We start from the raw sequence: 23,696 nt of genomic DNA on the forward strand, positions 1-23,696 counted from the left end.
ACCCAGTTACCAGCGCAGCAAATTGAAGCGCTCCATGTCGACCGTATCGCGGTTGCGATAGAGGGATAGCAGGATCGCCAGGCCCACAGCCGCCTCAGCTGCCGCCACGGTGATCACAAAGATGGTGAAAACCTGGCCGCGGATCAGCTGGCCGTCGAGGTAGTCGGAGAAAGCCATCAGGTTGATGTTGACCGCATTGAGCATCAGCTCAATGCTCATCAGCACCCGCACCGCATTGCGGCTGTTGATCAAACCCCAGACCCCGGTGCAGAACAGCACCGCAGCCAGCACCAAGTAGGCCTGCAGGGGGATGGTGCTGGTGGCACTGGCAACGCTGGTGGTCTCCATGAGGGGGGCTGGGGTGGGAGGCTGCTGGGGTGAGTGAGGCAGGGATTGGCGTGGCTGGGCTGGCTAGCGGGGCGTCTTTTCGAGCAACAGCGGTGTGCGCTCCTTTTCAATCAGCCCCTGATCCACCCGCTCACCGGTGATCACATCGGTGCTGAGCACGTCTCGGCGGGCCAGCACGATCGCCCCGATCATGGACATCAACAGCAGTACTGAGGCCAGCTCAAAGGGCAGCAGGTAGTCGCTGAAGAGATGCTCGCCGATGCGGATTGTCGCCTCCTCGCCCACGGCAGCTGGCCCGGGCAGGGGCCAGGGGGTGGTGAAGGCCACCCGGATCAGCAGCAGAAACAAGCCGCCGCAGACGGCCCCCGAGAGCAGGCGGCGCAGGCCCAAGCCGGGGATGGCGGCAAGGTTTTCCTTCTTGTTGACGAGCATGATCGCGAACAGAATCAGCACGTTCACGGCGCCCACATAGACCAGCACCTGGGCCGCCGCCACAAAGCTGGCATTGAGCATCAGGTAGAGCCCGGCCACCGAGAGAAAAACCCCGCCCAGCAGAAAGGCCGAGTAGACGATGTTGGGCAGCAGCACCACCCCGAGGGCGCCCAGCACCAGGGTGACTGAGAGGACTACGAAGCAGATCAGCTGGGTGGTGGAGGCGATTGTCATGGGGCGGTCTCCTCGGGGGCAGCCTTGGGCAGGCTATCCAGCACCTGGGAGGGCAGTTTGCCAACCCGGGGGTCCGTATCGGGCACTCCATGGGGATCCATCACACCCTTGGGCAGGTAGGCCAGCTCCCGGAGGGGAACAACGGCCGGATCGCTGGTAACGCTTGTGGGCAGCCGCCCGAGGGCGATGTTGTCGTAGTTGAGGCTGTGGCGATCAAAGGCAGCCAGCTCGTATTCCTCGGTCATCGAGAGGCAGTTGGTGGGGCAGTACTCCACGCAGTTGCCGCAGAAGATGCAAGCCCCGAAGTCGATCGAGTAGTTGCGCAGCTCCTTTTTCTTGGTGGCCTTGTTCATCACCCAATCGACCACCGGCAGGTTGATTGGACAGACCCGCACACACACCTCGCAGGCGATGCACTTGTCGAATTCGTAGTGGATCCGGCCCCGGTAGCGCTCCGATGGAATCAGCTTCTCGTAGGGATATTGAACCGTGATCGGCCGCCGGCGCAGGTGATCGAAGGTCACCGCCAGACCCTGGGTCATGTAATTGGCTGCGCCCACCGCATCGCGGGTGTAGTCGCCGACTTTCTTGAGGAACCCGAACATGGAACTGGCTCTGGAGGGGGAAGCGGTCGGAATCGATCAGCCCATGATGGCCGGTCTGGGGCAGGTCTGGGTTGATTGCTCAGGGGTATCAGCCACCGAAGGCCCCAGGGAAGGCCAGCTTGAGGGCAGCGGTGATCAGCAGGTTGACCAGGGCGATCGGCAGCAGGAATTTCCAGCCCAAATCGAGCAGTTGGTCGATCCGCACCCGCGGGGTGGTCCAGCGCAGCAGGATCGCCAGAAAAACCAGCAGATAGGCCTTGAGCACGGTCATCACGATGCCCACCGATCCAGTGATGAGCTGCACCAGGGGCGCATCAATCGGCTGGCCCAGCCAGCCAGCCAACCACTCCACCGGGATCGGAAAGCCCCAGCCCCCCAGGTAGAGCACCGACACCAGCAGGGCCGAGAGCACCAGATTGATGTAGCTGCCCAGATAGAAGAGGGCAAACTTCATGCCGGAATACTCGGTCTGGTAGCCAGCCACCAACTCCTCCTCAGCTTCGGGGAGGTCGAAGGGGAGGCGCTCACATTCGGCCAGGGCGCAGATCCAGAAGATCACAAAGCCCACGGGCTGGCGCCAGATGTTCCAGCTGAGGATGCCTGAGCCGGTCTGCTGATTGACGATGTCAACCGTGCTGAGCGAGTTGCTCATCATCACCACCGCCAGCACCGCCAGGGCCAGGGGGATCTCGTAGCTGATCGACTGGGCCGCAGCCCGCAGCCCCCCCAGCAGCGAATATTTGTTGTTGGAGGCATAGCCACTCATCAGCAGTCCGATGGGCTGGATGCTGCTGAGCGAAATCCACAGGAAGATGCCGATGCCCACATTGCTGATCAGCAGGTGCTGACCAAAGGGCACCACCAGCCAGCTGAGGATCACCGGGATCAGAACCAGCACCGGCCCGAGGGTGAACAGCAGGCCGTCGGCCTTGGCCGGGATGATGTCTTCCTTGAAGACCAGCTTCAGGCCATCGGCGATCGGCTGGAGCACGCCGAGGGCGCCGGCATATTCGGGGCCGATGCGCTGCTGCACTGCCGCCGAGATCTTGCGCTCCAGCCACACATTGACGAGCACTCCCACCACCGCCGCCACCAGCACCAGCACCATCGGCAGGGGCAGCCAGAGCAGGTGGGCAGCTCCCGGACTCAGCCCAAATCCCTGGAGGGCCTGCTCGAAGCTGGATTCGAGATCCAGGCCTGGAGCCGTGTTGGTCACCATGGCGTCAGCTCAGCTGGCATGCAACTTAGCGGGCCCCAATCGGCTGCCAGTCACGCCCGGCCTCGCCGGTATAGATCTGGGAGGGACGGTAGATGCGATTGGCCCCCAACTGCTCCTTCCAATGGGCCAGCCAGCCAGCCGTGCGGGCGATGGCGAAGATCGGGGTGAAGAGGTCTGGGGGGATGCCGAGTTTTCGATACACCAGACCTGAGTAGAAATCCACGTTCGGATAGATGCCCTTGGGGCCAAGCCGCTTAACAGCGGCCGCCTCCAGGCAGCGGGCCAGGTCGTACATCGGGTCGTGACCGAAGCGGTCGAACAGCTCCTCAGCCAGCTTCTGGAGAATGCCGGCGCGGGGATCCTTCACCTTGTATTCCCGGTGCCCGAAGCCCATGATCTTCTGCTTCTCAGCAATGGCTTGATCCAGCCAGGAGTCCACCCGATCTTCGCTGCCGATTTCGGCCAGCATGGTGAGGACGTCCTCATTGGCTCCGCCGTGGAGCGGGCCCGCCAAGGTGCCCACGGCGGAGGCCACCACCGCGTAGGGGTCGGTGAGGGTGCTGGCGGTGACGCGGGCGCTGAAGGTGCTGGCGTTGAGGCTGTGCTCGGCGTGCAGGATCAGGCAGGCATCGAAAATGCGGGCCGCCAGGGGATCGGGCTCCCGCTCGGTGAGCATGTACAGGAAGTTGGCCGCGTAGGCCAGGTCGTCGCGAGGCTGGATCGGATCCTGGCCTTTGCGAATCAACTGGAAGGCCGCCACCATCGTGGGGATCTTGGCGATCAACCGCACCACCGCAGAGACGATGTATTCGGGGTTGTCGAGGGCACGCCTGGAATAAAACAGCCCCAGGGACGCCGCACTGCTCTGCAGGGCGTCCATCGGATGCCCACCCGAGGGGAAGCACTTCATCATGTCGCGGATGCGGAAGCTCACCCGCCGGTGCATCTGCACCTGGTGCTCAAACTCCTGCAGCTGCTGGGCGTTGGGCAGCTGGGCCCAGATCAACAGGTAGGCGGTTTCCAGGAAGGTGCTGCGCGCCGCAAGCTCGTCTACCCGATAGCCCCGATAGGTGAGCACGCCCCGCTGACCGTCGATATCGCAGATCGACGACTGGGTGGCAGGCACCCCCTCCAACCCGGGACGAAAGGGGGTCTGGGTCTCGGCTCCCGCTGCTGTCATGCCCGCCGCTGTCACGTTTGAGCCGCCGCTGTGGTTGGGGCGAACCTACGGCTAAAGCCGCCCTTAATGCCGTAGCCGCAGCAACCGAGGACCAATCAGGGCCTCCAGGCTGGCACCGGCGGGGCCGAGGCGAATCAGGACGATGCCGGCCTTGCGCAGCGTGATCGCACCGACCGGCAAGCCCAGCAGAGTCGAGGCAAGCTCGCCGAGGTCGGGCTCGTGGCCCACCAGGCCTAGCCGCTGCCAGTTGCCGGCCTGGAGCAGCGGCCGCGGGTCTCCCCCTGGAGCCAGGCTGGCCTCGATGGCAAAACCACTGGCCAGGCCGGCCGCCACACCGAGCTCGGCGGTCTGCACCGCCCGCCGCAGGGGGCTGCTCAGCAGGGGGTCGCAGCAGAGCTGCAGCCGCTGCAGCTCCTGGGCCACTGCGGCCGTGCGGCGGCTTCCCTCGGCGGTGAGGGCCCGCCCTGCATCGGGGCGATCCGGATGGCGCTCCTCAGCAATGCCATGGCGCCAGAGCAACAGTTCGCGATCAGCCAAGGGATTCGTCAACCAAAACCCACCCTGGCGCTGAGATGCACGCTGTTGATATCGCTGTTGCTGTTGCTATCACCGACGCCAGGCTCCAGGCTGAGGCTGAGCCCCTGCACCGCCGGCGCCAGCGGTCTACCAGCAAGGCCCGAAAGCAGTTGCCAGGTGCTCCAACGCTGCAACAGGCCCTGGGCCGGCCCGGCTGCCATCGCCCACTGCAGGGAAGCCTGGGGCTGGTCGAGGGCGGCGAGCTGGGCCAGGCGCAGCCGGGGGGTCTGACGGGATTCTCGCTGCTCCTGCAACACCGCCAGATTCTGGCCCCACCAGGCCAGTTGGCCCTGGCTGGCCCTGGCCCCCGCCAGGCTGGCCTGGAGCACGGCGCCCTCCTCCCGGCCGATCCGGCGCCCAGCCGGGGGCGCCTCCAGCCGGGTCCAGACCATGACATTGGCGTCTCCCTCCACGGGCAGGGGGGCTGCGGTCAGGCCCAGGGCAGCGAGGCCCTGTTCAAGGCTGGCGGGATCGGGCTGATCCACCGCAGTGCCCAGCAACCAGCCCTGGCTGCCGGCGCTCCATAGCAAGGGGCCAGGATCAGCCGCCGCCACCAGGGCCGGCAACAAACCCTCAGCGCCACCCTCACCCACCCGGAGCACGGCCGCCAGCAGGGGTTGCCAGAGCTCAGGCCAACGGGAGGGTTGCTGCACCAGGGCCAGGCTGTCGGCCTGGCCCTGCAGGGCCGCCAGCAGGGCCAGGCCGGCGTCCCCGGCAGCGGCGGGCGGGGGCGGGGCTGGGGGCAGGCCAGTGGCGCCGGGTGCCAGGCGCAGCAAAGCTTCCAGCGCCAGGGAACGGCCGTCAGGTCTCAGGCTGGCCACGAGCTCCTGCACCGCGCCGGCTCCGGTGAGCTGGGCAGGCATACCCAGCCAGGAACCCATAACTTCAGATTGGGCCGTGAGCAGCACAGCCCCCTTGCCCAGGCGCCCAAGGGCCTGCTGGAAGGAGGGACTGGCCGCCTGATTGAGCTCATCGATCTGGGAGACGTCGAGGGCCTGCTCGAGCACGCCGCGACCGGAGGCAATCAGCACCAGATCGTCGTTAACCAGGGCAGTGGCGATCGGCACCGGCTTAGTGCCCACCAGGGCGCCACGGCCACTGATCAGCCCCATGCCTCGGTAGCTGCTGATCTGCAGGTCGGTGCCGGCCAGGCTGCGGGTCTGCCAGAAGCGCTGCAGGAAACGGTGGGCCCCATCGGCATCGCGGCTGCGCAGGGAAAGGAGCCAGCCGTCGGCGGCTCCCCCTGGCTCGTTGGCCAGCAGGGCCAAGCCCAGTTCAGGGCCGAGCCAGGAGGCCAGCTCGGCGGGATAGTCCAGCCCCGCCGCAGCGAAGGCGCCATCCCGCAACCCGGCTACGGCATCGGCCGCCTGGCGGCGCTGCCGGCCCGGGGCAACGGCCCGGGCATAGCCCTCGGGCCGTTGCCCATCGGTGAGCAGGTAGAGACTGAGGGGTGCCTGGCGGGGCACAAAGCGGGCCGCCCGAGGCGATACCAAGGGCTGGTATTGCAACTGCAGCGGAGAGTGCTGCAGCACCAGCCACCAACCAGCTGCCGCCAGGCTCAGCAACAGCAGCACCGCCGCCAGCACGACCGCCAGAAACGGGCGGGCCTTCATGCGTCCCACGCAGGATGGGCCCATCTTGACCCCAAGCCCCGCCTTCTGCCCGCCATGGAAAGTTCTGAGACGCCCAAAACCATGCGGGCCCGCGAGCTGCAGCTGCGGCTGGAGCAGGGCGAGGCGATCCAGTTGGTGGATGTGCGCGAGGAAGCCGAGCTGGAGCTGGCCAGGCTGGCCCATCCCGTGCTGCACCTGCCGCTGAGCCGCTCAGCTGAGTGGGTCGACCGCCTGGGCGAGCTGCTCAGCCGGGACCGCCCGATCGTCGTGCTGTGCCATGCGGGGGTGCGCAGCTGGCAGCTGGGCTGCTGGCTGATCCAGGCCCAGGGCTATGGGGCGGTGTGGAACCTCCAGGGGGGCATCGATTCCTGGAGCCTGGAGGTGGATTCCAGCGTGCCTCGCTACTGAATCCAGCCCCCATCTGCCTACGATCAGCCCACTCCCTGCAGCGGCCGCTTGCAGTCTCCGTCCCCCCGCCCCTTGCCTCTTAGGCAGCAGGAGGTACTCCAACTTGCCGTGCGTCACTACGTGGACACGATGGAGCCGGTGGGCAGCCAGACCCTGGTGCGCCGCTTCGGCCTGGGGGCGAGCCCGGCGACGGTGCGCTCAGCCATGGGGGCTCTGGAGCAGCGGGGGCTGCTCACCCAGCCCCACCCCTCGGCGGGCAGGATCCCCAGCCAGCAGGGCTACCGCACCTACGTGAATCAGCTGCTGCCCGCCCCGGGAGCCGCTGCCCTGCAACTGGAGCGGGAGCTCACCGGGCTCAGCCTGCAGTGGGCAGCCCTCGACGACCTGCTGCTACACCTGAGCCGGCGCCTTGCCGATCTCACCGGGCTGCTCAGCCTGATCACCAGACCCCAGCGCAAGCAATCCCAGCTTCAGGCCCTGCGGCTGGTGGCCAGCGGCGAACGCCTGCTGGTGTTTCTGGTGGAGGGGGGCGCAACCGCAACCAGCCTCAACCTGCGGCTGCCCGCCCAGGCCGAGGCCGAACTGGCCCCCCTTGAGCGGTGGGTGAGTACCCAGCTGCAGGAAGGGCCGATTGACTGGGCAACCCTGCCCTCCCAGTTGAACAGCAGTGGTGCTGCCCTGCGCCAGGCTCTGGCCAGCCATGGCCAATCCCGCCAGCTGGAGGGGGAGGGAGCCCTGACCATGGGCCTGGCCGGCCTGCTGGCCCAGCCGGAATTCAGCCAGACCCTGAGCCTGCGCCCCCTGGTGGAGTTGGTGGAGGACGCCCCCCACCAACTCCTGCCCCAGCCAGGCATCTGGATCGGCGCGGAACATCCCCACCGGGCCCTGCACCAGTGCGCCGTGGTGCAGGCCGATTACCGCAGCGGCGATGGCGGCATCGGCCAGGTGGCCCTGGTGGGACCCATGCGCATGGCCTACGCCACCGCCCTGGCCGCCGTGAGCTCGGTGGCCCAGGTGCTGGAGCGGCTGTTGAGGTGAAAGCTCCGTGGACTGACCACAAGCTGCCAACCCGTCAAGCAACCGAAGCAACCCACGTCTTTTGCTCCAAAAAAGGTATAGATTTTGAACTCTATGAATTTTGAGTTCGACCCGGTCAAAAGCAAGGCCAATCAGGCGAAGCACGGGCATCGATTTCATGGATGCCCAGGCTCTGTGGAGCGATCCAGGCCTGCTGGAAATCCCAGCCCGCACAACGGATGAGCCGCGGTTTCTCGTCATTGCTCAGATCCATGGCAAGCACCTGTCAGCCGTGATCACCCATCGCAGCCAGGCCATCCGTCTCATTTCTGTCCGTCGCTCACGTCCAGAAGAGGTACAGCTCTATGAACAGTTCTGAATTCGATCGTCGCTTCGATGCTGGTGACTCCGTGATCGGCGCACTCGATCTCGACGCCGCAACGCGACCCCGCCTGCAACAGAAGCGCGTCAATGTGGATTTCCCCCTTTGGATGGTCGAGCAGCTCGATCGTGAGGCCACCCGTCTTGGCGTGACACGGCAGTCGATCATCAAGATCTGGCTCGCTGAGCGACTGGAGCACCGCTTAGAACCGAGTCCCAGCACAGCCGCCCTCACCTAAAGGGCACCATCACCAGATACGGAATGAATCGGGTCTTCCAGCGCCGCCGCCACAGCTGGATTGAGACATTTCTGGTGTCTCTCCTACCGGTGAGCTCGGCAGAGCAACACCAGGCGGCGGCGTGAACGCCCGAGCAGAGGGAGCCCCAAACCAACTGACTGTTTACCCTAAGGGCCACGATGGGGCCATACGCACGCGAGCAGAATTCTGCTGGGCTGGCTGCAACGCGGTGGAGCGAGCCCCCCAAAGCGTCACTGGTACCTGGGTGTTTCGCGGCATCAGGGTTCCGGTGGCAGCGCTCTTCGAAAACCTTGAAGACGGGATCTCCCTGGCTGAGTTTCTGGAGCTCTTTGCTGGGGTCACGCCCGAGTCAGCCCGGTTGGTGGCCCATGCCTCCTCCGTTCAGAGCAGGTCTCGGAATTACTGGGGAGTCAGCCGGCGTTCCCCATTGCTCAGGTTCAGGTGGCCTGACTCCCGCACGATGCGGTAGCCCAACTTCTGGACCACACGAACCGCTTACTTTTGGCTGATGCCGGGCAAGGGAGGCATTCAGATCGCCAGCTCCAGCGTTTCCACCTGCTGGAGGCCGGCTTCTTCTGCGTCCACCTCAAGCCAAAGACCGATGGCCTCGCGGATGTTGGCCAGGGCTTCGTCCCGGGTGTCACCCTGGGAGTGGCAACCGGGCAGATCTAGGCAACTCACCGACCAGCCCTCGGCTGGCTGGCAAACGCATCTCGAACGACACTGCCCGTTCCTCGTGATGGCTTGAACTTAGCCAGATTCCGGGATCGAATGGCTGGCGGGTCTGCCACTGATGCAGATGTGGGGAGCTCGCATCAACTTGAAGAAGGTTCTTAAGGATTCAGGATCACGCAGCTTCCGCGGGCAACTGCGCGACGTCACGGCTGCGGCCCGCGAACGCGACACATTGCACGCCGCAGAACGCCTGTGCCATCGCAATTCTGAAGGCCGCTTGCTGTTCAACCATCAGCCGCCGATCCTCCAGCGCTTTGATTCCCTCCCACATTCAGCAGTTACTGGGCTATTTCCAGTGGAGCGATTGGGCGCTGAAAGCGGTTGGTGTGGCGTCGGTAGGCACCCGCTGCTCGATCGGGCTGTGGCTCGGGCCCCACGAGGAGGATGTGCTGACCCTGCAGTGGAAGCAGGCCTTGCCATCGGTGCTGCAACCCCCAGACAGTCCGGGGACCTGGCCGCATCAGGGGCAGCGGTTAATGCAGACCCACAGCGATCCGTTTCTGGGCTGGGCCACCAGTCCGAATGGAGATGATCTGATCTGGCGCCATTTTCGTGACTGGAAAGGATCCGTGAAATTGGAAGCACTCGGCCACAAGGGCATCACCGACTACGGCCGCTTGTGCGCCTGGGTGTTGGCCAAGGCCCATGCCCGTTCCAGCAAGGCCGCCCCAATCGCTGCCTGGATTGGCGGAGACCACGCCTTCGACTTAGCCCCATTCGCGGCAAGACAACGCCAGGCGCCTCCAGTAGCAAGGGGTCTCAGCACAATCAGTAGAAGGCAAGCGGAACCCCAACAGATCAGGGGAGACCCCCCACCAGCGGCCACCAGGCGTCCGCCGCGGCCAGCTCAGCTTCGCTTTGGCCTGTGCAGCGGCGGACCTCGGCGGCCTGGCTGTCGAGCAGGGAGCCGTGCAGCTCCTCCCCAAGGGCCTGGCGCAACAGGGCGCTGGCGGCAAAGGCGGCTGAGGCCTGGGCCAGGCTGGCGGGCAGCCGCACCGCCGCACCGGCCAGCAGACGGGCAGGATCGCCGCTTACCGGCGGCGGCAGGGGCCTGGCCTGCTCCAGCCCCGCCAGCACCACCCCCTGCACGGCCGCCAGCAGCAGGTAGGGATTGGCCGCCAGATCCACCACCTTGAGTTCCAGGTGGGCGGCGGCCCCATCGGCGGCCGTGGGGATCAGGCGCAGGGCCGCCTCCCGGTTCTCGATGCCCCACACCTGGAAAGGCGCCGACCAGGACCCCGGTGCCAGGCGCCGGTAGGAGATCTCCAGGGGACAGGCCAGGGCCAGCAGGGCCGGCAGCTCCTCCAGCAGGGCCGCCAGCACTGCGCCACCCGCGTCGGTAAGGCCGCCGGGGCCGGCGCCCCCCTGGAGCAGCGGCAGGTCATAGCGCTGCAAGCTCAGGTGCAGATGGCCCCCATTGCCCACCCGCTCCAGGCTGGGCTTGGGACTGAAACTGCAGCGCCAGCCGGAGTGCCAACCGAAGCGGCGCGTCACCCGCTGAATCACCAGCCGGGCGTGCACCAACCGGTCGGCAGCCTCCAGGGGCGTGCCTGGAGCGAGCGACAGCTCAAACTGGCCGGCGCCGTATTCAGGGTGGAACTGCAGCCAGGGGATGCCGGCGGCCTCAAGGGCATCGAGCAGGGCCGTGGCGTAATCCAGCCCCTCCACCAGCCGATCGGCGCCGTAGGGGCCGCCGGCAATGGCCGGTTGGGGGTCGGCATCGGGCCGATGGCTGGCCACCAGCCACTCCAGTTCGAAGCCGGCCCGCAGGACCACGCCGGCCTGGTAAAGCTGCTCCTGCTGCAGACGGCAGCAGGAGCGCTGATCGCCCACGTAGGGCTCGCCGGAGCGCTCGAAGCGTTCCCCCGGCGCCCAGGCCCAGCCGCTGCCGGGCTCAAGCAGCGCCAGGGCAGCGGCAGCGGCCCGCAGACGCAGATCGCCGTCCGGCTTGGCCAGGCGATGGGACGGATCGATGGCGCCATCGGCGCGGAAGGCATCCGAGACCGGCGAAAAGCCCACCCCCACGGCAGCCGCCGTATCAAAAGCCGCCAGGGGCACCACCTTCACCAGCGGCGCCCCGGCATGGTTCACCCAGGTGATCGCCACCCAGCGGATACCTTGATCGGCGAGGGCGGCAACCGGCGGGGACAAGGGATTAGGCACGGGCAGGCCGCTGCACTGCGGCCATGATTGCCCCGGCCGGGGCTCACCCCCCCATCTGGTCGCCCAGCTTCTCGGCCACGGTGTTCACATCCTTGTCGCCGCGACCCGAGAGGTTGAGAACCACCTCGGTGCCGGGGGCCAGGCTGGGGCAGAGTTTCTCCAGCCAGGCGAAGGCATGGGCCGTTTCCAGGGCCGGGATGATGCCCTCGAGGCGACACAGAAGTTGCAGGGCATCCAGGGCCTCGGTGTCGGTGACGGCGCCGTATTCAGCCCGGCCGATGGTTTTCAGGTAGCTGTGTTCGGGGCCCACCCCGGGGTAATCGAGGCCGGCGCTGATCGAGTGGGCCTCCTGCACCTGCCCCTCGTCGTCCTGAAGCAGCAGGCTCATGGCGCCGTGCAGCACGCCAACCCGGCCCTCGGTGATCGTGGCGGCATGGCGGCCGGTGGCCACGCCATCGCCGGCGGCCTCCACGCCGATCAGGCGCACGGCCGTGTCCTGCACGAAGGGATGGAACAGGCCCATAGCGTTGGAGCCGCCGCCCACACAGGCCACCAGCACGTCGGGCAGACGGCCGAAGGCCTCCTGGCACTGGCGCTTTGTTTCCTCGCCGATCACGGCGTGGAAATCGCGCACCAACATCGGGTAGGGATGGGGACCCGCCACCGAACCAAGGATGTAGTGGGTGCTCTCCACGTTGGTCACCCAGTCGCGGATGGCCTCGCTGGTGGCGTCTTTGAGGGTGGCGGTGCCGGCGGTGACCGGCTGCACCGTCGCCCCCAGCAGCCGCATGCGGAATACGTTGAGGGCCTGACGGCGCATGTCCTCGGCGCCCATGTAGACGACGCACTCCAGACCGAAGCGGGCGCACACGGTGGCGGTGGCCACGCCGTGCTGACCGGCACCGGTTTCGGCAATGATCCGCTTTTTGCCCATGCGCAGGGCCAGCAGCGCCTGCCCCAGGGCGTTGTTGATCTTGTGGGCGCCGGTGTGGTTGAGGTCTTCGCGCTTCAGCCAGATGCGCGGGCCGCCCTCGGGCCGGCGGTAGTGCTCGCTGAGCCGCTCGGCCTCATATAGGGGATTCGGCCGCCCCACATAGGTGCGCAGCAGGTGGTTGAGCCGGTCGGTGAAGGCAGGATCGGCCCAGGCTTCAGCCGCCGCCTGCTCCAGTTCCGCCAGGGCGGGGATCAGGGTTTCAGGCACATACTGGCCGCCGAATTGGCCATAGCGGCCCAGGCTGTTGGGGCGTGCATCCAGGGCCAGGGAGGCCGGATCAGGGCTGCCAGCGGCGTGCAAGGGGGAAACGGTGCTGGTCACCGGCGGCGGAGCAAGATCACTGCAGCGTAAGAAGGGGCCATGGCCAAGGGCGCAAAGAGGTAGGAGAGATCACGGGCCTTCCCAAGCTGGCGGGTGGATGATGGATTTATGCCAACCACCACCCCCAGGCCCTACGAACCGCTGCGCAAAATGCGCGTGATCTGCCACGGCCTGCGTCTGGCCATGCGCGACAAGGCCGTGGCTTACAAGGTGGTGCTTGCAGCGGGGCTCCTGGCGATCGCCTTTGCCCAGCGGGCCTGGCTGGATTTCGGTCTGGTGCTGGTGACCACAGCGCTGGTGCTGGCAGCCGAACTGCTCAACACGGCCATCGAGGAGCTGTGCGACTACGTGCAGCCGGAACGCGCTCCCCAGATCGGGGCCACCAAGGACATCGCCGCCGCCGTGAGCGTGTGCATGGGGGCCTGGGTGATCGTGATGCTGATCGAGGGCTGGCGCCTGCTGCTGACTAGGGAAAGCTGAGCGCCATCCCCAGAAGGAGGTATGCCGTCAGCACGCAGCCGTCTACTGAACAGCGGAGCAATCCAGCTTTTGCAGGGGCATACCAGCTCGTTCTATCGGTGGTGGTCACCTAAAGAGTCGGCCCTCAGGGCAGGATTAATCTCAAACCAGGAAATGCCTGGCGATAGCGACGCTCATCTCTGGTGAGCAGTCCTGTGGACTCCAGCAGGGCATGGGCACCGATCAGGAAATCGGGAAGGATCATTGAGCGCTGGCCTCCGCGCTGGCGGTAGTCCGCGTGGGCCATGGCGGCGAGGAAGGAGGCCTCGCGGGGAATCGACCGATAGGCATAGAGGTGCTGCGGCAGAAGCGCATCTACCGCCTCGATGGCGTCGCTGGCAAAAGCGATCTCGGCGTAAACGATGGCGTTGATCAGCACCGGCCCGGCATCGAGGGCCTGGGCGAGCTGGGTGGCACTCCAGGCGGCCCAGTGGGGATCCGCCGTGATCACGTCGAGGATCACGTTCGAATCCACAAACAGCATTACTGCTCCTCACCCCGGCAAAGGGCCAGGAGCTCATCGGTGCTGAGGCGGGTGCGCAGGCGGGCCTGCCGCAGGAGGCGCAATCCCTCCTCACCCCGGCCACCGGGTGGGTCCTGTTTCACCAGAGTCAGTCGCCCCTCCTCGAGCTCGAAGCGCACCTCGGTGTGGGGCAACAGCCCGCACTGCTCACGAATTGCCTGGGGGATCGTGACCTGGCCCTTACTGGTGATGCGCATGGTGGCAGCGGAGGCCGTTCCAGAACACCGGTAAGAATCTTACCGGTGCCAGCGCGATCCGGGGGAAGGCGGCCCGGTCAGACTCCGGAGCGTAGATAGGCGCAGGTTTCGGCATGGCCAAGAAGGGCGGCTGGCAGGAATTCAGCAGCAACGCCGCAAGCACGGCCAGGCCCACCACAGGCGCTACTACCCCCAAGGCCCAGCAGAGGGTGCGGGTGCAGCGCACCAAGGCAGGCAAGAGCGGAAAACTGGTGACGGCGATCACGGGCCTTGAGGCGCCGGAAGCCGAGCTGAAAACGCTGCTCAAACAGCTCAAGGCCCTTGCCGGAACAGGCGGCACCGTCAAAGACGGGGTGATCGAGCTGCAGGGAGACCAGGTGGCTCCAGCTATCTCAGCCCTGGAGCAGGCCGGCTACCGGCCCAAGCAGGCGGGGGGCTGAGCACGCAGACCCAAGCCCTTGCTGTCCACCCATCTTGACGCGCCTTGGGCAAGGCATCATGATGTCTCTGGCTGAAAGGTAATTTGTGCGCACCACGCTGACCCTGGACGACGATCTCGCCGCCGAACTCAATCGCACAGCTCGCCTTTCAGGGCGAAGCTTCAAAGAAGTAGTGAATGCGGTGATCCGCCAAGGGCTGTCGGCAGGGGAACATCCCCCTGCAGCCGACGACCGGCCGTTTGTGGTGCAGCCCCAGTCCTGCGGGTTGCTGCCGGGCATTGACCCTTTGCGGCTCAACCAATTGTTGGATCAACTCGAGGTCGAGCAGTTCTCGGTTGTCCAAAAGACCCAGGGGCAGCCTTCATCGTGATCATTCCCGATGTCAATCTGCTGGTGTATGCATACAACTCCGACGCCCCCCACCATCAGCAGGCCAAGACGTGGTGGGAGCAGGGCATGCGCGGACGCCAGCCCGTGGCGATCCCCTGGGTTGTGGCCCTGGGCTTTCTGCGGATCATGACCAGCCGGGCTGTGCTGCCGCGGCCCATGGGCGTTGGAACAGCCCTGGACCATGTGCGCTCCTGGCTGGATCAGCCGGCGGTGCTGCTCCTCCAGCCAGGCCCGCGCCACCTCGGCATCCTGACGAGCTTTGGCGAAGCCGGCGTGCTCACTGCGGCCCTGATGACCGATGCCCACATCGCCGCCCTGGCCATCGAAAACCAGGCCACCGTGCACTCAAACGACAGCGATCTCAGTCGCTTTCCTGGCCTGCACTGGATCAATCCACTCAACGACGTCAGAGCAATCGGCGCCCCACCCGGCTGACATGGGCTCGCAGGTCGGCGGGCAGCTCGGCCAGGAGCGAGAGGTCGACGCTCCAGGGCAACATCAGCGCATCGATGGCCTCCATCAGGTCGAGGCGATCGGGATGGCTGAGCTGGTGACCCACCAGGGTGAGGTCCACGTCGGATCCAGGGCGGTGGCGCCCCATAGCCCGCGACCCATACAGCCACACCTCCTCAACCCGGGGGCTGCTGTGGAGGGTGCGCAGCAACGCCTCGGAGGCGGCCAGCGAGAGGCCGGGAATCACAGTCGCCTCAGGGCTCAGAGAGGAACTCATGTCGGATCCGCCAGCCGCTGCAGCAGGCGGGCACGCAAGCGCTGAAAACAACCTAGATAACAGCCCGCCACCTGGGCGGCGATCTGCTCAGCCGTGACCCGGTTGTAGGTGTGGCTGGTGAGATTGCGATCCTGGATCATCCTCATCCAGGCCTCTCCATCATCGATCAGGCCGCGGCTGAACGCCAGGCGCAAGGTGTCGCGCGAGCCGAGCAGATCGGCATTGCCCTCAGCCAGGAGCAGATCGCGCAGGGTGCTCCAGCCCAGCTCAAAGCAATACTCAAAGGCTTTGATCAAACCCTGCTGCTCCCGTTCGTTGAGAGCAGGCGGCTCGAAGAAACCCTCCAACTGATCCAGGGCCGCCTGGAAATTGGCAAACCGCTGCTGCCAGCGCACATCGGCATCTGCCACTCCCTTCCGCCCGCAACCTCAAGCCATTCTGCCGCCGGCAGCCACAATGGCCGCCTGAACGCGCCTGTGTACCTCGCCGATGACTACCGCTCCCACCAACCCGACCTACGGCGAAGTCACAACCCAGGGAGCCTCGACCAACATCGCCTGGCACCACACCTCGGTGGATCGGGCCGCCCGGGCCGAGCAACGGGGCCATCGCAGCGCCATCCTCTGGTTCACGGGCCTGAGCGGCTCGGGCAAGAGCACCCTGGCCAACGCGGTGAACTCGGCCCTGTTTGCGCGCGGCCTGGCCTGTTACGTGCTCGACGGCGACAACATCCGCCACGGCCTCTGCAAAGACCTGGGCTTCTCCGACGCCGCCCGCGAGGAAAACATCCGCCGCATCGGCGAGGTGAGCAAGCTTTTTCTGGATGCGGGGGTGGTGGTGCTCACGGCCTTCGTGTCGCCCTTCAAGGCTGATCGCGACAGGGCCCGAGCCCTGGTGGACGCCGGTGACTTCATCGAAATCCACTGCGCAGCCAACCTGGAGGTGTGCGAGCAGCGCGACACAAAGGGGCTTTACGCCAAGGCGCGGGCCGGCGAGATAAAGGAGTTCACGGGTATCTCCAGCCCCTACGAGGCCCCCGAGGCTCCGGAGCTGCGGCTGGACACCGGTTCCCAGAGCCTGGGGGATTCGGTGACCCAGGTAGTCGGCTACCTGGAAGCCCAGGGGTTAATCAGCCCGGCGGCCTGAGCGCTTCCCCCGCCCGCAACTGCTCACCCCAGGCATCCAGAAAGGTTTTGGCGCAACTGGCCACCGGCACCGCCAGCAGCAGGCCCAGCAGATCCCCCAAACCCAGCAGGCTGCCCAGCCTGGCCCCCACCGGCAGGCTGATCAGCAGCCAGGCGGGCTCGAGGCCCACGATCCGGCCCATCAGACGAGGCTGGATCACCTGGTCCACCACCTGTCCGACAGCGATGGCGGCCGCCAGCACCTCGAGGGCAGTGCGGGGATCGTCAAGGGCCAGCAACAGGCTCACCGCCACGATCGTGACGGCGCTGGCATAGGGGATCAGGGTGGTGAAGCCGATCGCCACCGCAAAGAGCGCGCCGTAGGGAATGCCCAGCAGGGTGAATACCAGGATCTGGGCCGCGCTGAGGATCAGGGCCAGCAGCACCTGGCCGGCGAAGTAGCCGCGGAATGTGCGATTCAAGGTAGTCATCACCAACTGGCGCACCCGCGGCGGCAGCCATTGGGCCAGGCCGGCACTGATGCCCTCACCGCCCAGCAGCAGAAACACCGCCAGCACCAGCACGATCACGGTGTTGACCGTGAGCCCCAAGGTGGCGCCCAGCAGGCCCAGCAGCTGCTGGCTCAACTGGCGGGCCAGCAGGCTGGTGCGGGTGAGCAGTTCGCTGCTGAGGTCGCCGAAATCGCTGGGCAGACCCCGCGAGGCCGCCCAGGCCTGAAGCTGCTGCAGCAGGGTTTCCCCCTGGGCCAACCAGGTGGGCAGGGCCGTGATCAGCTCGCCCAGCTGCTCAATCAGCCGCGGCACCAGCCAAACCGCCGCCAGGGCCATCAGGCCCAGGCTGGCCCCCACCACCAGGCCATAGGCCAGCAGCCGCGGCAGGCCGCGGCCCATCAACCAGCGGCTGGGCAGATCGAACAGAAAGGCGATCAATGCCGCCGCCACAAAAAGGGCCGGGAAGGGAGACAGGGGAAGCAGCAACTGGCGCAGCACCCAAAGGTTGAGCACCAGCAGGGGCAGGGCGAGGCCGGCCTTGAGCCAGGGGGGCAGAACGAGCCGCTCAAGCATCAGCCCATCTGCTCCAGATAGGCCCGGCTGCCGAGCTGCTGCAGGCGGGCATCCTTGGCACGCACCTGGCCATGGAGCCCGTCGCGGTAATCCGAGATGGCCTGGGCCAGGCGCGGATCGGCGGTGGCGAGGATCTGGGCCGCCAGCAGGCCAGCGTTGAGCCCGTTGCCGATCGCCACGGTGGCCACCGGGATGCCGGCTGGCATCTGCACGATCGAGTGGAGCGAATCCACACCGGAGAGGGCTCGGGTTTGCACAGGCACGCCGATCACCGGCAGGGTCGTGAGGGAGGCCAGCATCCCGGGCAGGTGGGCCGCCCCACCGGCGCCGGCGATGATCACCTTGAAGCCCAGCTCGCGGGCCATCTGGGCAAATTCCACCATCTCCAGGGGAGTGCGATGGGCCGAAAGCACCCGCACCGCCAACTCCACCCCAAACTGCTCCAGCACCTGCACCGCCGGCTGCATAGTGGGCAGGTCGGAGTCGCTGCCCATCACGACGGCCACCCGCGAGGCGTCTGCAGTCCGCGGGGTGTCAAATGAGGAGAGCGCAACCACGCCGCCGCAGGCAGAGAATGGCATTGTCCCTTCTGGCTGCTCCGGCGCCACTCCTGCCCATGCGCTGGCTCAGCAATGTGCGCCTGCCCCAGGCCAAACGCTGCAGCCACGGCGCGCAGCAGCGCTGGCGCATCGGCCTCGACGACGACGACCTGATCGGCGTGGTCGAGCCCCTGGCGGCCGGCAGCAGCGCCGCTGGCGACGACTGGGGCGGCGACTGGCTCAGCCCGGCCGGGGTGGATCTGCAGATCAACGGCGGCCTGGGCCTGGCCTTTCCTGAACTCACTCCGGCCGATCTTCCGCAACTGGAGACGCTGCTGGAGTTGCTCTGGCGCGACGGCGTCGAAGCGATCTGCCCCACCCTGGTGACCTGCGGCGTGGCGCCGCTGCGCCAGGCCCTGGCGGTGCTGGAGCAAGCGCGGGCAGGGCACCAGCCCGGCCGCTGCCAGCTGCTGGGCGCCCACCTGGAGGGCCCCTTCCAAGAGCCAACGCGGCGCGGCGCCCATCCTGCCCAGCACCTGGCCGCACCGAGCCTTGCGGCCCTGGCCGAGCGGATCGAAGGCTTCGAAGACGACATCGATCTGGTGACCCTCGCCCCGGAGCTCGACGGATCCGCAGAGGTGATCGCCGCCCTGCGGCAGCGGGGCATCGTGGTGAGCCTGGGCCATAGCGCGGCCACGGAAGCCCAGAGCCACGCCGCCTTCGCTGCCGGCGTGAGCATGCTCACCCACGCCTTTAACGCCATGCCTGACATGCACCGGCGCGCGCCAGGGCCGGTGGCGGCCGCGGCCCTGCGCGGCGACATCGCGATCGGCCTGATCGCAGATGGGGTGCACGTGGAGCCCACCATGGCGGTGCTGCTGCAGCGGCTGGCTCCAGAGCAGCTGGTGCTGGTGAGCGATGCCCTGGCCCCCTACGGCCTCGGCGAAGGCCAGCACCGCTGGGATGAGCGCCTGCTGATCGTGGCCGACGGCAGCTGCCGGTTGCAGGACGGCACCCTGGCCGGCGTCACCCTGCCGCTGCTGGAGGGGGTGCGGCGCCTGGCCAGCTGGGGCGTGCGACCCGAGCAGGCGATCGCCGCAGCCACAATCACGCCCCGGCGGGTGCTGGGGGAAGACCGCAACCTGCCCCAAATGCTTGTAGGTACCCCCCTGGTGGAGACCCTGCGCTGGAGCGCGTCAGGCGACGCGCTCAGCTGGCAGCGGGGTTCCAGGCCGACTCCAGATCGGTATGACTGAAATCGTTGCCCTTAAACAGCAAAGGAACGCCAACCCCCTTGGCCAGGGCGTAGGAGAAGCAATCGCCGAAATTCAAGCCAGCACGATGCCGGCCTTTGCCGTAGCGGCCGAAGGCCCTGCGGGGGAGCTCGGCCTGATCGCGATCAACAGCCACCATGTTGATCTGAGCCGTGCTGAGGAACAGATCCAGATCGCGCTGGCCGTCAGGGCCTAAGCGAGCTTCCAGCACGATGGATAGCTCTATGAGGGACGCCGCCGAGAGCATGCAACTCTCGGCGGCGGCAATCACGGTGTTGAAAGCACTGCCCTCGGGCTCGTCCTGGAGGATTGCCAGCACGGCAGAGGTGTCAATCACCATCAGGAGGGCAGGCCACCGGCGTCGTAGCCGAGAATCTGCTCTGCCGTGCGCTGGTCGCGCCTCGGCCTGGCAGCACAGCTCAGGGCGATCTGATCAAGACGACTGGCGAGGAGCTCCTGGGCATCAGGACGGGCCGTCTGCTGGCGGCGTAGCCGCTGCAGACGTTCCTCGCGGGCCAGGATCACGACGACGGTATTGCTTTCTCCAGCGAGAGCAGCCACCTCCGCTGCAAGCCTGTTTGCCTCTGGATTGCGAATGTTCAGCGCCATGGCCAGGCCGTGTAGACACGTCGCGCGATCATGGGCGCTCGCCGGAGCTGCTCCCTAGGATCCGGCCCATCCCGAGGCCCTGTGCCGCGCTCGATGCTTACCGCCGCCAAGACAGCAGCCGAAACAGCAGCCGAAAAAGCCGAGGTGAAGGGCTACTTCGAAACCACCGGCTTCGATCGCTGGAACCGCATCTACAGCAGCTCAGACGACGTCAACAAGGTTCAGCGCAACATCCGCATCGGCCACCAGAAGACCGTTGACAACGTGCTGGCCTGGCTGCAGGAGCAAGACAATCTGGAGCAGCGCAGCTTCTGTGATGCCGGCTGCGGCGTCGGCAGCCTGACGCTGCCTTTGGCCCAGCTAGGCGCTGGCTCGATCGCCGCCTCCGACCTCTCCGCTGCGATGGTGCAAGAGGCCCAGCGCCGCGCTGGTGAGCTGGGCGTCAAGCCCGGCCAGATCAGCTTCCTGGCCTCCGATCTGGAGAGCCTGGAGGGTCGCTACGACACGGTGATCTGCCTGGATGTGTTCATCCACTACCCCCAGGCCCCGGCCGAGGCGATGGTGCGCCACCTGGCCTCGATGGCCGAGCGGCACCTGATCGTGAGCTTTGCGCCCTACACGCCGCTGCTGGCCCTGCTCAAGGGGATCGGCCAGCTGTTCCCCGGCCCCAGCAAGACCACTCGGGCCTACACCCTGCGGGAGGACGGCATTGTGGCCGCCGCCGAGGCCGCCGGCTTCGTGCTCAGGCGCCGCAGCCTCAACCAGGCTCCCTTCTACTTCTCCAGGCTGCTCTCCTTTGAGAAGCGCTGAGGAAAAACTGGGGGTGACCATGCCAGTCGATACCGATGTCGAGAAGCTGATCGCGGCCCTTGCCGAGGCGGTGATCAGCCACGCCGATGAGCTCACTGCGCTGGATCGGGCGATCGGGGATGGCGACCATGGCCTGAACATGCGACGCGGCTTCGAGGCCGTGCTCAACCAACTGCCATCCCTGGCGGGCCAACCTTTACCCGAGGCCCTCAAGGCCGTGGGGATGACCCTGGTGATGACGGTGGGCGGTGCTTCCGGCCCGCTCTACGGAACCCTCTTCCTCCAACTGGGCAAGGAACTGCCGGCCGGAGCAAATCGCCAGCAGGTCTGCACCGCCTTGGCCGCGGCCCTCACCGCCTTGAAACTCCGCGGCAAATCCGAGCGGGGCCAGAAAACGATGATCGATGCGCTGGCCCCCCCCCTGGAGGCCTTCCAGCAGGGGAAGGACCCTGTGGCTGCGGCCCTCAATGCGGCAGAGGCCACGATCCCGATGCAGGCCCAGCGCGGCAGGGCTGCCTTTCTAGGGGTGCGCTCAATCGGTCACATGGATCCCGGAGCCCGTTCCAGTGCGCTGCTGATCGCGGCCGCCGCCGCGGTAGCGGCCCAGCAGCCATGAACCCAGCTGCCCCCCCTTGAGGATCAACTCAGTCCCGTAGGCATTGTGGTGGTGTCCCATTCCGCCGACGTGGCCCGGGGCACCGCCGCGATCGTGGAACAGATGGTGGGCACCTCGGTGCCCCTGGCCTGGTGTGGGGGTAACCCCAGCGGCGGGTTGGGCACCGACGTGTCAGCGATTCTCACCGCAATCGAGACGGCCTGGTCGGAACGGGGGGTGGCGATCCTGGCCGACCTGGGCGGGGCGTAACTCAACAGCGCCATGCCCATCGAGCTGCTGCCTCCAGAGCGCCAAGCTCGGGTGGTGGTCTGTCGGGCGGCGATCGTGGAGGGGGCCTTGGTGGCGGCCACCGAAGCCTCCTGCGGCTCGAGCCTCGAGCAGGTACGCGACAGCGCGGAAGCCTGGCAACCATGACCCTCACCCGCACGGTGCGTCTGAGCGCAGACAACGGTCTCCATGCCCGCCCGGCAGTGCGGGTCACCCAGCTCGTGCGCAGCTTTTGCTGTGCGGTGGAGATCAGCCTGGATGCCGCCGGTCCCTGGATTGATGCGGGCAGCATCGTGAAGCTGATGGCCGGCCGTCTGCTGCCCGGGAGCCTGGTGCATCTGCGGGCGACGGGAACGGACGCGGAAGCGGCTCTCACCGCCCTGGTGAGCCTGCTGGGGGATGGGCCAAGCGAGGGAGAGTCACCAAGCAATGCCAGTGGCCACTGAGCGGAAGGGGCAGGCGGCCGCCCCAGGGCTGGCCCTGGCCCCCCTGGAGGAGCTCCTGCCAACACTCTCTCCAGGCACCCCAGCACAAGAAACCAAGGCAGATCCGGCTGCCGAGCGCTCCCGCCTTGAGCAGGCCATCAGGGCGGCGATCGGGGGGCTCAACACCCTGGTGGCACAAGCGGATTCCGAAGCAGGGGAGATCCTGGCCTTTCAGGTGGCGATGCTGGAGGACCCCAACCTGGCCGAACCCGCCTGGCAGGCCATTGCGACCGGCAGCCCGGCCGGCAGCGCCTGGACGTTGGCCACCGCCCCCCTGATTGCCGACTTCGAAGGCTCAGGCGATGCCCTATTTGCCGCCAGGGCCAGTGATCTATGCGATCTGCGCGACCGGGTACTGGCAGAACTGAACGGCACCCCGGCCGGCCCGCTGAATCAGCAGCCTGGCGCGACCGTGCTCCTGGCCGATGACCTCAGCCCCTCTCAGTTTCTGAGCTGGACCTGGCATCCCGGCTCAGCCATTGCCCTGCGCCGGGGCAGTGCAGCCAGCCATCTGGCCCTGCTGGCCCGCTCGCGGGGGATTCCCATGGTGGTTGGGCTGGGTCCTCTCGATGCCGCCGGCCATCAACTGGCCCTGGTGGATGGCGATAGCGGCCGCGTTGTGCTCAGCCCGGATCCTGTAGAACAAGCGCGCATGGCCCATGCCCCAAAGGATCCGGCGAGCTTGTCAGCGGGGGATCCCTACGTGATGGGGCCTGCCCGGACGGGCGATGGCGTAGCCATCAACCTGCAGCTCAACATCAACGGCGTGGAAGACCTGGCTGGCCTGAATCCGGGCTGCTGCGACGGCATCGGGCTGGTGCGCAGCGAATTTCTGTTCAGCCAGGGGCTGCCCAGGCAAGACCAGCAGTTCCAGGCCTACCGGCGGATCCTGGAGTGGGCCGATGGCCGGTCGGTGACGATCCGCACCCTCGATGCCGGCGGCGACAAACCCATTCCAGGACTGTCCCTTCCCGAGGAGGCGAACCCGTTCCTCGGCTGCCGGGGCCTGCGCTTCTCCCTCGCCCATCCCGCCCTGTTTGAGGTGCAACTGAGGGCCCTGGCCCGGGCGGCCTGCGAAGGAGACCTGCGCATCCTGTTGCCAATGGTGACCCTGCCGGCCGAATTGGACGCGGCCAGCGCCCTGCTGGATAAAGCCGTTGCTGACCTGCGGTCCGAGGGGCTGCCTGCCCGCCGGCCACCGCTGGGGGTGATGGTGGAAGTGCCGGCTGTGGCGATCAAGCCGGCGTTGTTCAGCCGCGCCGCCTTCTTCTCGATCGGCAGCAACGACCTCACCCAGTACGTGATGGCTGCAGCCCGCGACAACACCAGCGTGAGCTCCCTGCACGACTGCGCCCATCCCGCTGTGACCGCCTTGATCGAGCAGGTGGTGAAAGCCGGCGCCAGCCTGGGAATTCCGGTGAGCCTCTGTGGCGACATGGCGGGCGATCCCAACCACCTGGCCGCCCTGCTGAACGCAGGCTTGCGCCGGCTATCGGTGGCGCCAGCCTGGCTGGGTGCCACCAAACGCCACCTGGCCCAACTGAGCTGTGGCAGGAGCTGAGCCCACACACTGAACTGAAGCCACAGACTGAACGACGAGAC

36 protein-coding genes and 1 pseudogene are annotated in these 23,696 nt (G+C 66.8%); 18 read left to right on the plus strand and 19 right to left on the minus strand.

Features of this window, described 5'->3' with window-relative positions:
- Window positions 1-6: 6 nt before the first annotated feature.
- The 7 genes from nuoK to H8F27_RS05415 form a co-directional block, all read right to left on the minus strand.
- A complete protein-coding gene (gene nuoK, locus H8F27_RS05385; RefSeq protein ID WP_197151902.1) occupies window positions 7-348 on the minus strand; it encodes an NADH-quinone oxidoreductase subunit NuoK in 342 nt (113 codons plus the stop codon).
- Window positions 349-411: 63 nt separating this feature from the next.
- The gene (locus H8F27_RS05390) at window positions 412-1,014 is read right to left on the minus strand and encodes an NADH-quinone oxidoreductase subunit J (RefSeq protein ID WP_197151903.1); all 603 of its coding nucleotides are present in this window, start codon (window positions 1,012-1,014) and stop codon (window positions 412-414) included.
- Entirely contained in the window at window positions 1,011-1,619 is a 609-nt protein-coding gene (gene ndhI, locus H8F27_RS05395) for an NAD(P)H-quinone oxidoreductase subunit I (protein ID WP_197151904.1), read from the minus strand. Before ndhI ends, H8F27_RS05390 begins: the two co-directional genes overlap by 4 nt.
- Before the next feature lie 88 nt (window positions 1,620-1,707).
- Window positions 1,708-2,838, minus strand: coding sequence for an NADH-quinone oxidoreductase subunit NuoH (gene nuoH / locus H8F27_RS05400; RefSeq protein WP_197151906.1), 1,131 nt, complete (start codon window positions 2,836-2,838; stop codon window positions 1,708-1,710).
- Window positions 2,839-2,863: 25 nt separating this feature from the next.
- Window positions 2,864-4,018, minus strand: a complete 1,155-nt coding sequence (locus H8F27_RS05405; RefSeq protein ID WP_197153384.1) for a citrate synthase — start codon at window positions 4,016-4,018, stop codon at window positions 2,864-2,866.
- Between the two features lie 63 nt (window positions 4,019-4,081).
- The gene (locus tag H8F27_RS05410; RefSeq protein ID WP_231596535.1) at window positions 4,082-4,555 is read right to left on the minus strand and encodes a histidine phosphatase family protein; all 474 of its coding nucleotides are present in this window, start codon (window positions 4,553-4,555) and stop codon (window positions 4,082-4,084) included.
- An 8-nt stretch (window positions 4,556-4,563) separates the two neighbouring features.
- Window positions 4,564-6,207, minus strand: coding sequence for a DUF3352 domain-containing protein (locus H8F27_RS05415; protein ID WP_197151909.1), 1,644 nt, complete (start codon window positions 6,205-6,207; stop codon window positions 4,564-4,566).
- 54 nt (window positions 6,208-6,261) lie between these two features.
- Here H8F27_RS05415 and H8F27_RS05420 point away from each other — a divergent pair, with 54 nt between their 5' ends.
- Entirely contained in the window at window positions 6,262-6,615 is a 354-nt protein-coding gene (locus H8F27_RS05420; protein WP_197151911.1) for a rhodanese-like domain-containing protein, read from the plus strand.
- Window positions 6,616-6,744: 129 nt separating this feature from the next.
- Complete coding sequence (locus H8F27_RS05425; protein ID WP_197153385.1) at window positions 6,745-7,653, plus strand: heat-inducible transcriptional repressor HrcA; 909 nt, start codon at window positions 6,745-6,747, stop codon at window positions 7,651-7,653.
- 115 nt (window positions 7,654-7,768) lie between these two features.
- Here the strand turns inward: H8F27_RS05425 and H8F27_RS17450 are convergent, their stop codons facing one another.
- Entirely contained in the window at window positions 7,769-7,906 is a 138-nt protein-coding gene (locus H8F27_RS17450; RefSeq protein ID WP_231596708.1) for a hypothetical protein, read from the minus strand.
- Here H8F27_RS17450 and H8F27_RS17455 point away from each other — a divergent pair.
- The 3 genes from H8F27_RS17455 to H8F27_RS05440 all read left to right on the plus strand — a co-directional run bounded on the left by H8F27_RS17455 (window position 7,847) and on the right by H8F27_RS05440 (window position 8,742).
- Window positions 7,847-8,011: a BrnT family toxin gene (locus H8F27_RS17455; protein ID WP_231596642.1), complete on the plus strand. Its 165-nt coding sequence runs from the start codon at window positions 7,847-7,849 to the stop codon at window positions 8,009-8,011. The genes H8F27_RS17450 and H8F27_RS17455 overlap by 60 nt on opposite strands.
- Window positions 7,998-8,252: a type II toxin-antitoxin system BrnA family antitoxin gene (gene brnA, locus H8F27_RS05435; protein ID WP_197151913.1), complete on the plus strand. Its 255-nt coding sequence runs from the start codon at window positions 7,998-8,000 to the stop codon at window positions 8,250-8,252. Before H8F27_RS17455 ends, brnA begins: the two co-directional genes overlap by 14 nt.
- Before the next feature lie 229 nt (window positions 8,253-8,481).
- Window positions 8,482-8,742: a DUF433 domain-containing protein gene (locus H8F27_RS05440; RefSeq protein ID WP_255517738.1), complete on the plus strand. Its 261-nt coding sequence runs from the start codon at window positions 8,482-8,484 to the stop codon at window positions 8,740-8,742.
- A 59-nt stretch (window positions 8,743-8,801) separates the two neighbouring features.
- Here the strand turns inward: H8F27_RS05440 and H8F27_RS05445 are convergent, their stop codons facing one another.
- The gene (locus H8F27_RS05445) at window positions 8,802-8,954 is read right to left on the minus strand and encodes a type II toxin-antitoxin system HicB family antitoxin (RefSeq protein WP_231596537.1); all 153 of its coding nucleotides are present in this window, start codon (window positions 8,952-8,954) and stop codon (window positions 8,802-8,804) included.
- 308 nt (window positions 8,955-9,262) lie between these two features.
- On the opposite strand from H8F27_RS05445, the pseudogene H8F27_RS18200 reads away from it, so the two are divergent.
- Window positions 9,263-9,709 (plus strand): annotated as a pseudogene (locus tag H8F27_RS18200) (DUF2252 family protein); the annotation flags it as partial.
- Between the two features lie 97 nt (window positions 9,710-9,806).
- Here the strand turns inward: H8F27_RS18200 and H8F27_RS05455 are convergent.
- Entirely contained in the window at window positions 9,807-11,159 is a 1,353-nt protein-coding gene (locus tag H8F27_RS05455) for a glutamine synthetase (protein ID WP_231596538.1), read from the minus strand.
- Window positions 11,160-11,214: 55 nt separating this feature from the next.
- Entirely contained in the window at window positions 11,215-12,486 is a 1,272-nt protein-coding gene (gene trpB, locus H8F27_RS05460; RefSeq protein WP_370594469.1) for a tryptophan synthase subunit beta, read from the minus strand.
- A gap of 108 nt (window positions 12,487-12,594) precedes the next feature.
- On the opposite strand from trpB, the gene H8F27_RS05465 reads away from it, so the two are divergent.
- Window positions 12,595-12,966, plus strand: a complete 372-nt coding sequence (locus H8F27_RS05465) for a diacylglycerol kinase (protein WP_197151916.1) — start codon at window positions 12,595-12,597, stop codon at window positions 12,964-12,966.
- Window positions 12,967-13,090: 124 nt separating this feature from the next.
- On the opposite strand, the gene H8F27_RS05470 is transcribed toward H8F27_RS05465, so the two are convergent.
- Window positions 13,091-13,489: a type II toxin-antitoxin system VapC family toxin gene (locus tag H8F27_RS05470; protein ID WP_197151917.1), complete on the minus strand. Its 399-nt coding sequence runs from the start codon at window positions 13,487-13,489 to the stop codon at window positions 13,091-13,093.
- Window positions 13,489-13,725, minus strand: a complete 237-nt coding sequence (locus tag H8F27_RS05475; RefSeq protein WP_197151919.1) for an AbrB/MazE/SpoVT family DNA-binding domain-containing protein — start codon at window positions 13,723-13,725, stop codon at window positions 13,489-13,491. The genes H8F27_RS05470 and H8F27_RS05475 overlap by 1 nt, the downstream gene beginning before the upstream one ends.
- Before the next feature lie 113 nt (window positions 13,726-13,838).
- Here H8F27_RS05475 and H8F27_RS05480 point away from each other — a divergent pair, with 113 nt between their 5' ends.
- From H8F27_RS05480 to H8F27_RS05490, 3 genes are all read left to right on the plus strand, one after another.
- Window positions 13,839-14,165 (plus strand): translation initiation factor, encoded by a 327-nt coding sequence (locus tag H8F27_RS05480; protein WP_197151921.1) that lies wholly within the window; start codon window positions 13,839-13,841, stop codon window positions 14,163-14,165.
- A gap of 85 nt (window positions 14,166-14,250) precedes the next feature.
- A complete protein-coding gene (locus H8F27_RS05485; RefSeq protein ID WP_197151927.1) occupies window positions 14,251-14,535 on the plus strand; it encodes a CopG family transcriptional regulator in 285 nt (94 codons plus the stop codon).
- Complete coding sequence (locus H8F27_RS05490) at window positions 14,532-14,990, plus strand: TA system VapC family ribonuclease toxin (RefSeq protein WP_197151934.1); 459 nt, start codon at window positions 14,532-14,534, stop codon at window positions 14,988-14,990. The genes H8F27_RS05485 and H8F27_RS05490 overlap by 4 nt, the downstream gene beginning before the upstream one ends.
- Here H8F27_RS05490 and H8F27_RS05495 read toward each other — a convergent pair.
- Complete coding sequence (locus H8F27_RS05495; RefSeq protein WP_197151936.1) at window positions 14,962-15,285, minus strand: nucleotidyltransferase domain-containing protein; 324 nt, start codon at window positions 15,283-15,285, stop codon at window positions 14,962-14,964. The genes H8F27_RS05490 and H8F27_RS05495 overlap by 29 nt on opposite strands.
- Window positions 15,282-15,695 carry a nucleotidyltransferase substrate binding protein gene (locus tag H8F27_RS05500; protein WP_197151938.1) on the minus strand — a complete coding sequence of 138 codons (414 nt, stop codon included), beginning with the start codon at window positions 15,693-15,695 and terminating at the stop codon, window positions 15,282-15,284. The genes H8F27_RS05495 and H8F27_RS05500 overlap by 4 nt, the downstream gene beginning before the upstream one ends.
- Window positions 15,696-15,774: 79 nt before the next feature.
- On the opposite strand from H8F27_RS05500, the gene cysC reads away from it, so the two are divergent.
- Window positions 15,775-16,431, plus strand: a complete 657-nt coding sequence (cysC, locus tag H8F27_RS05505; protein ID WP_197151940.1) for an adenylyl-sulfate kinase — start codon at window positions 15,775-15,777, stop codon at window positions 16,429-16,431.
- Here the strand turns inward: cysC and H8F27_RS05510 are convergent.
- Entirely contained in the window at window positions 16,415-17,494 is a 1,080-nt protein-coding gene (locus H8F27_RS05510) for an AI-2E family transporter (protein WP_197151942.1), read from the minus strand. The two genes, cysC and H8F27_RS05510, sit on opposite strands and share 17 nt — an antisense overlap.
- Entirely contained in the window at window positions 17,494-18,000 is a 507-nt protein-coding gene (purE, locus tag H8F27_RS05515) for a 5-(carboxyamino)imidazole ribonucleotide mutase (RefSeq protein WP_370594495.1), read from the minus strand. Before purE ends, H8F27_RS05510 begins: the two co-directional genes overlap by 1 nt.
- A gap of 68 nt (window positions 18,001-18,068) precedes the next feature.
- Between purE and H8F27_RS05520 the strand changes: the two genes are divergently transcribed.
- Window positions 18,069-19,289, plus strand: coding sequence for an N-acetylglucosamine-6-phosphate deacetylase (locus H8F27_RS05520; protein ID WP_370594470.1), 1,221 nt, complete (start codon window positions 18,069-18,071; stop codon window positions 19,287-19,289).
- Here H8F27_RS05520 and H8F27_RS05525 read toward each other — a convergent pair.
- The gene (locus H8F27_RS05525) at window positions 19,243-19,647 is read right to left on the minus strand and encodes a type II toxin-antitoxin system VapC family toxin (protein WP_197151943.1); all 405 of its coding nucleotides are present in this window, start codon (window positions 19,645-19,647) and stop codon (window positions 19,243-19,245) included. The two genes, H8F27_RS05520 and H8F27_RS05525, sit on opposite strands and share 47 nt — an antisense overlap.
- Entirely contained in the window at window positions 19,647-19,916 is a 270-nt protein-coding gene (locus H8F27_RS05530) for a type II toxin-antitoxin system VapB family antitoxin (RefSeq protein ID WP_197151944.1), read from the minus strand. Before H8F27_RS05530 ends, H8F27_RS05525 begins: the two co-directional genes overlap by 1 nt.
- 93 nt (window positions 19,917-20,009) lie before the next feature.
- Between H8F27_RS05530 and bchM the strand changes: the two genes are divergently transcribed.
- The 6 genes from bchM to H8F27_RS05560 are packed head-to-tail and all read left to right on the plus strand — an operon-like array spanning window position 20,010 to window position 23,655.
- Entirely contained in the window at window positions 20,010-20,726 is a 717-nt protein-coding gene (gene bchM / locus H8F27_RS05535) for a magnesium protoporphyrin IX methyltransferase (protein ID WP_197151946.1), read from the plus strand.
- Between the two features lie 19 nt (window positions 20,727-20,745).
- Window positions 20,746-21,342, plus strand: coding sequence for a dihydroxyacetone kinase subunit DhaL (gene dhaL, locus H8F27_RS05540; RefSeq protein WP_197151948.1), 597 nt, complete (start codon window positions 20,746-20,748; stop codon window positions 21,340-21,342).
- A gap of 51 nt (window positions 21,343-21,393) precedes the next feature.
- Complete coding sequence (locus H8F27_RS05545) at window positions 21,394-21,591, plus strand: PTS-dependent dihydroxyacetone kinase phosphotransferase subunit DhaM (protein ID WP_197151950.1); 198 nt, start codon at window positions 21,394-21,396, stop codon at window positions 21,589-21,591.
- Window positions 21,592-21,603: 12 nt separating this feature from the next.
- Complete coding sequence (locus H8F27_RS05550; protein ID WP_197151953.1) at window positions 21,604-21,756, plus strand: hypothetical protein; 153 nt, start codon at window positions 21,604-21,606, stop codon at window positions 21,754-21,756.
- Window positions 21,753-22,055: an HPr family phosphocarrier protein gene (locus H8F27_RS05555; protein ID WP_197151955.1), complete on the plus strand. Its 303-nt coding sequence runs from the start codon at window positions 21,753-21,755 to the stop codon at window positions 22,053-22,055. Before H8F27_RS05550 ends, H8F27_RS05555 begins: the two co-directional genes overlap by 4 nt.
- A complete protein-coding gene (locus tag H8F27_RS05560; protein WP_197151957.1) occupies window positions 22,045-23,655 on the plus strand; it encodes a phosphoenolpyruvate--protein phosphotransferase in 1,611 nt (536 codons plus the stop codon). The genes H8F27_RS05555 and H8F27_RS05560 overlap by 11 nt, the downstream gene beginning before the upstream one ends.
- Window positions 23,656-23,696: the final 41 nt, after the last annotated feature.

This window comes from Synechococcus sp. CBW1108, from assembly GCF_015840335.1.
Lineage (GTDB): Bacteria > Cyanobacteriota > Cyanobacteriia > PCC-6307 > Cyanobiaceae > Cyanobium_A.

Bases quoted from the DNA above. Each gene is read 5' to 3' on its own strand.
- nuoK (WP_197151902.1), bottom strand. From the start codon at position 348: ATGGAGACCACCAGCGTTGCCAGTGCCACCAGCACCATCCCCCTGCAG.
- H8F27_RS05390 (WP_197151903.1), bottom strand. From the start codon at position 1,014: ATGACAATCGCCTCCACCACCCAGCTGATCTGCTTCGTAGTCCTCTCA.
- ndhI (WP_197151904.1), bottom strand. From the start codon at position 1,619: ATGTTCGGGTTCCTCAAGAAAGTCGGCGACTACACCCGCGATGCGGTG.
- nuoH (WP_197151906.1), bottom strand. From the start codon at position 2,838: ATGGTGACCAACACGGCTCCAGGCCTGGATCTCGAATCCAGCTTCGAG.
- H8F27_RS05405 (WP_197153384.1), bottom strand. From the start codon at position 4,018: ATGACAGCAGCGGGAGCCGAGACCCAGACCCCCTTTCGTCCCGGGTTG.
- H8F27_RS05415 (WP_197151909.1), bottom strand. From the start codon at position 6,207: ATGAAGGCCCGCCCGTTTCTGGCGGTCGTGCTGGCGGCGGTGCTGCTG.
- H8F27_RS05420 (WP_197151911.1), top strand. From the start codon at position 6,262: ATGGAAAGTTCTGAGACGCCCAAAACCATGCGGGCCCGCGAGCTGCAG.
- H8F27_RS05425 (WP_197153385.1), top strand. From the start codon at position 6,745: ATGGAGCCGGTGGGCAGCCAGACCCTGGTGCGCCGCTTCGGCCTGGGG.
- H8F27_RS17450 (WP_231596708.1), bottom strand. From the start codon at position 7,906: ATGGATCTGAGCAATGACGAGAAACCGCGGCTCATCCGTTGTGCGGGC.
- brnA (WP_197151913.1), top strand. From the start codon at position 7,998: ATGAACAGTTCTGAATTCGATCGTCGCTTCGATGCTGGTGACTCCGTG.
- H8F27_RS05465 (WP_197151916.1), top strand. From the start codon at position 12,595: ATGCCAACCACCACCCCCAGGCCCTACGAACCGCTGCGCAAAATGCGC.
- H8F27_RS05470 (WP_197151917.1), bottom strand. From the start codon at position 13,489: ATGCTGTTTGTGGATTCGAACGTGATCCTCGACGTGATCACGGCGGAT.
- H8F27_RS05475 (WP_197151919.1), bottom strand. From the start codon at position 13,725: ATGCGCATCACCAGTAAGGGCCAGGTCACGATCCCCCAGGCAATTCGT.
- H8F27_RS05480 (WP_197151921.1), top strand. From the start codon at position 13,839: ATGGCCAAGAAGGGCGGCTGGCAGGAATTCAGCAGCAACGCCGCAAGC.
- H8F27_RS05495 (WP_197151936.1), bottom strand. From the start codon at position 15,285: ATGAGTTCCTCTCTGAGCCCTGAGGCGACTGTGATTCCCGGCCTCTCG.
- cysC (WP_197151940.1), top strand. From the start codon at position 15,775: ATGACTACCGCTCCCACCAACCCGACCTACGGCGAAGTCACAACCCAG.
- H8F27_RS05510 (WP_197151942.1), bottom strand. From the start codon at position 17,494: ATGCTTGAGCGGCTCGTTCTGCCCCCCTGGCTCAAGGCCGGCCTCGCC.
- H8F27_RS05520 (WP_370594470.1), top strand. From the start codon at position 18,069: ATGGCATTGTCCCTTCTGGCTGCTCCGGCGCCACTCCTGCCCATGCGC.
- H8F27_RS05525 (WP_197151943.1), bottom strand. From the start codon at position 19,647: ATGGTGATTGACACCTCTGCCGTGCTGGCAATCCTCCAGGACGAGCCC.
- H8F27_RS05530 (WP_197151944.1), bottom strand. From the start codon at position 19,916: ATGGCGCTGAACATTCGCAATCCAGAGGCAAACAGGCTTGCAGCGGAG.
- bchM (WP_197151946.1), top strand. From the start codon at position 20,010: ATGCTTACCGCCGCCAAGACAGCAGCCGAAACAGCAGCCGAAAAAGCC.
- dhaL (WP_197151948.1), top strand. From the start codon at position 20,746: ATGCCAGTCGATACCGATGTCGAGAAGCTGATCGCGGCCCTTGCCGAG.
- H8F27_RS05550 (WP_197151953.1), top strand. From the start codon at position 21,604: ATGCCCATCGAGCTGCTGCCTCCAGAGCGCCAAGCTCGGGTGGTGGTC.
- H8F27_RS05555 (WP_197151955.1), top strand. From the start codon at position 21,753: ATGACCCTCACCCGCACGGTGCGTCTGAGCGCAGACAACGGTCTCCAT.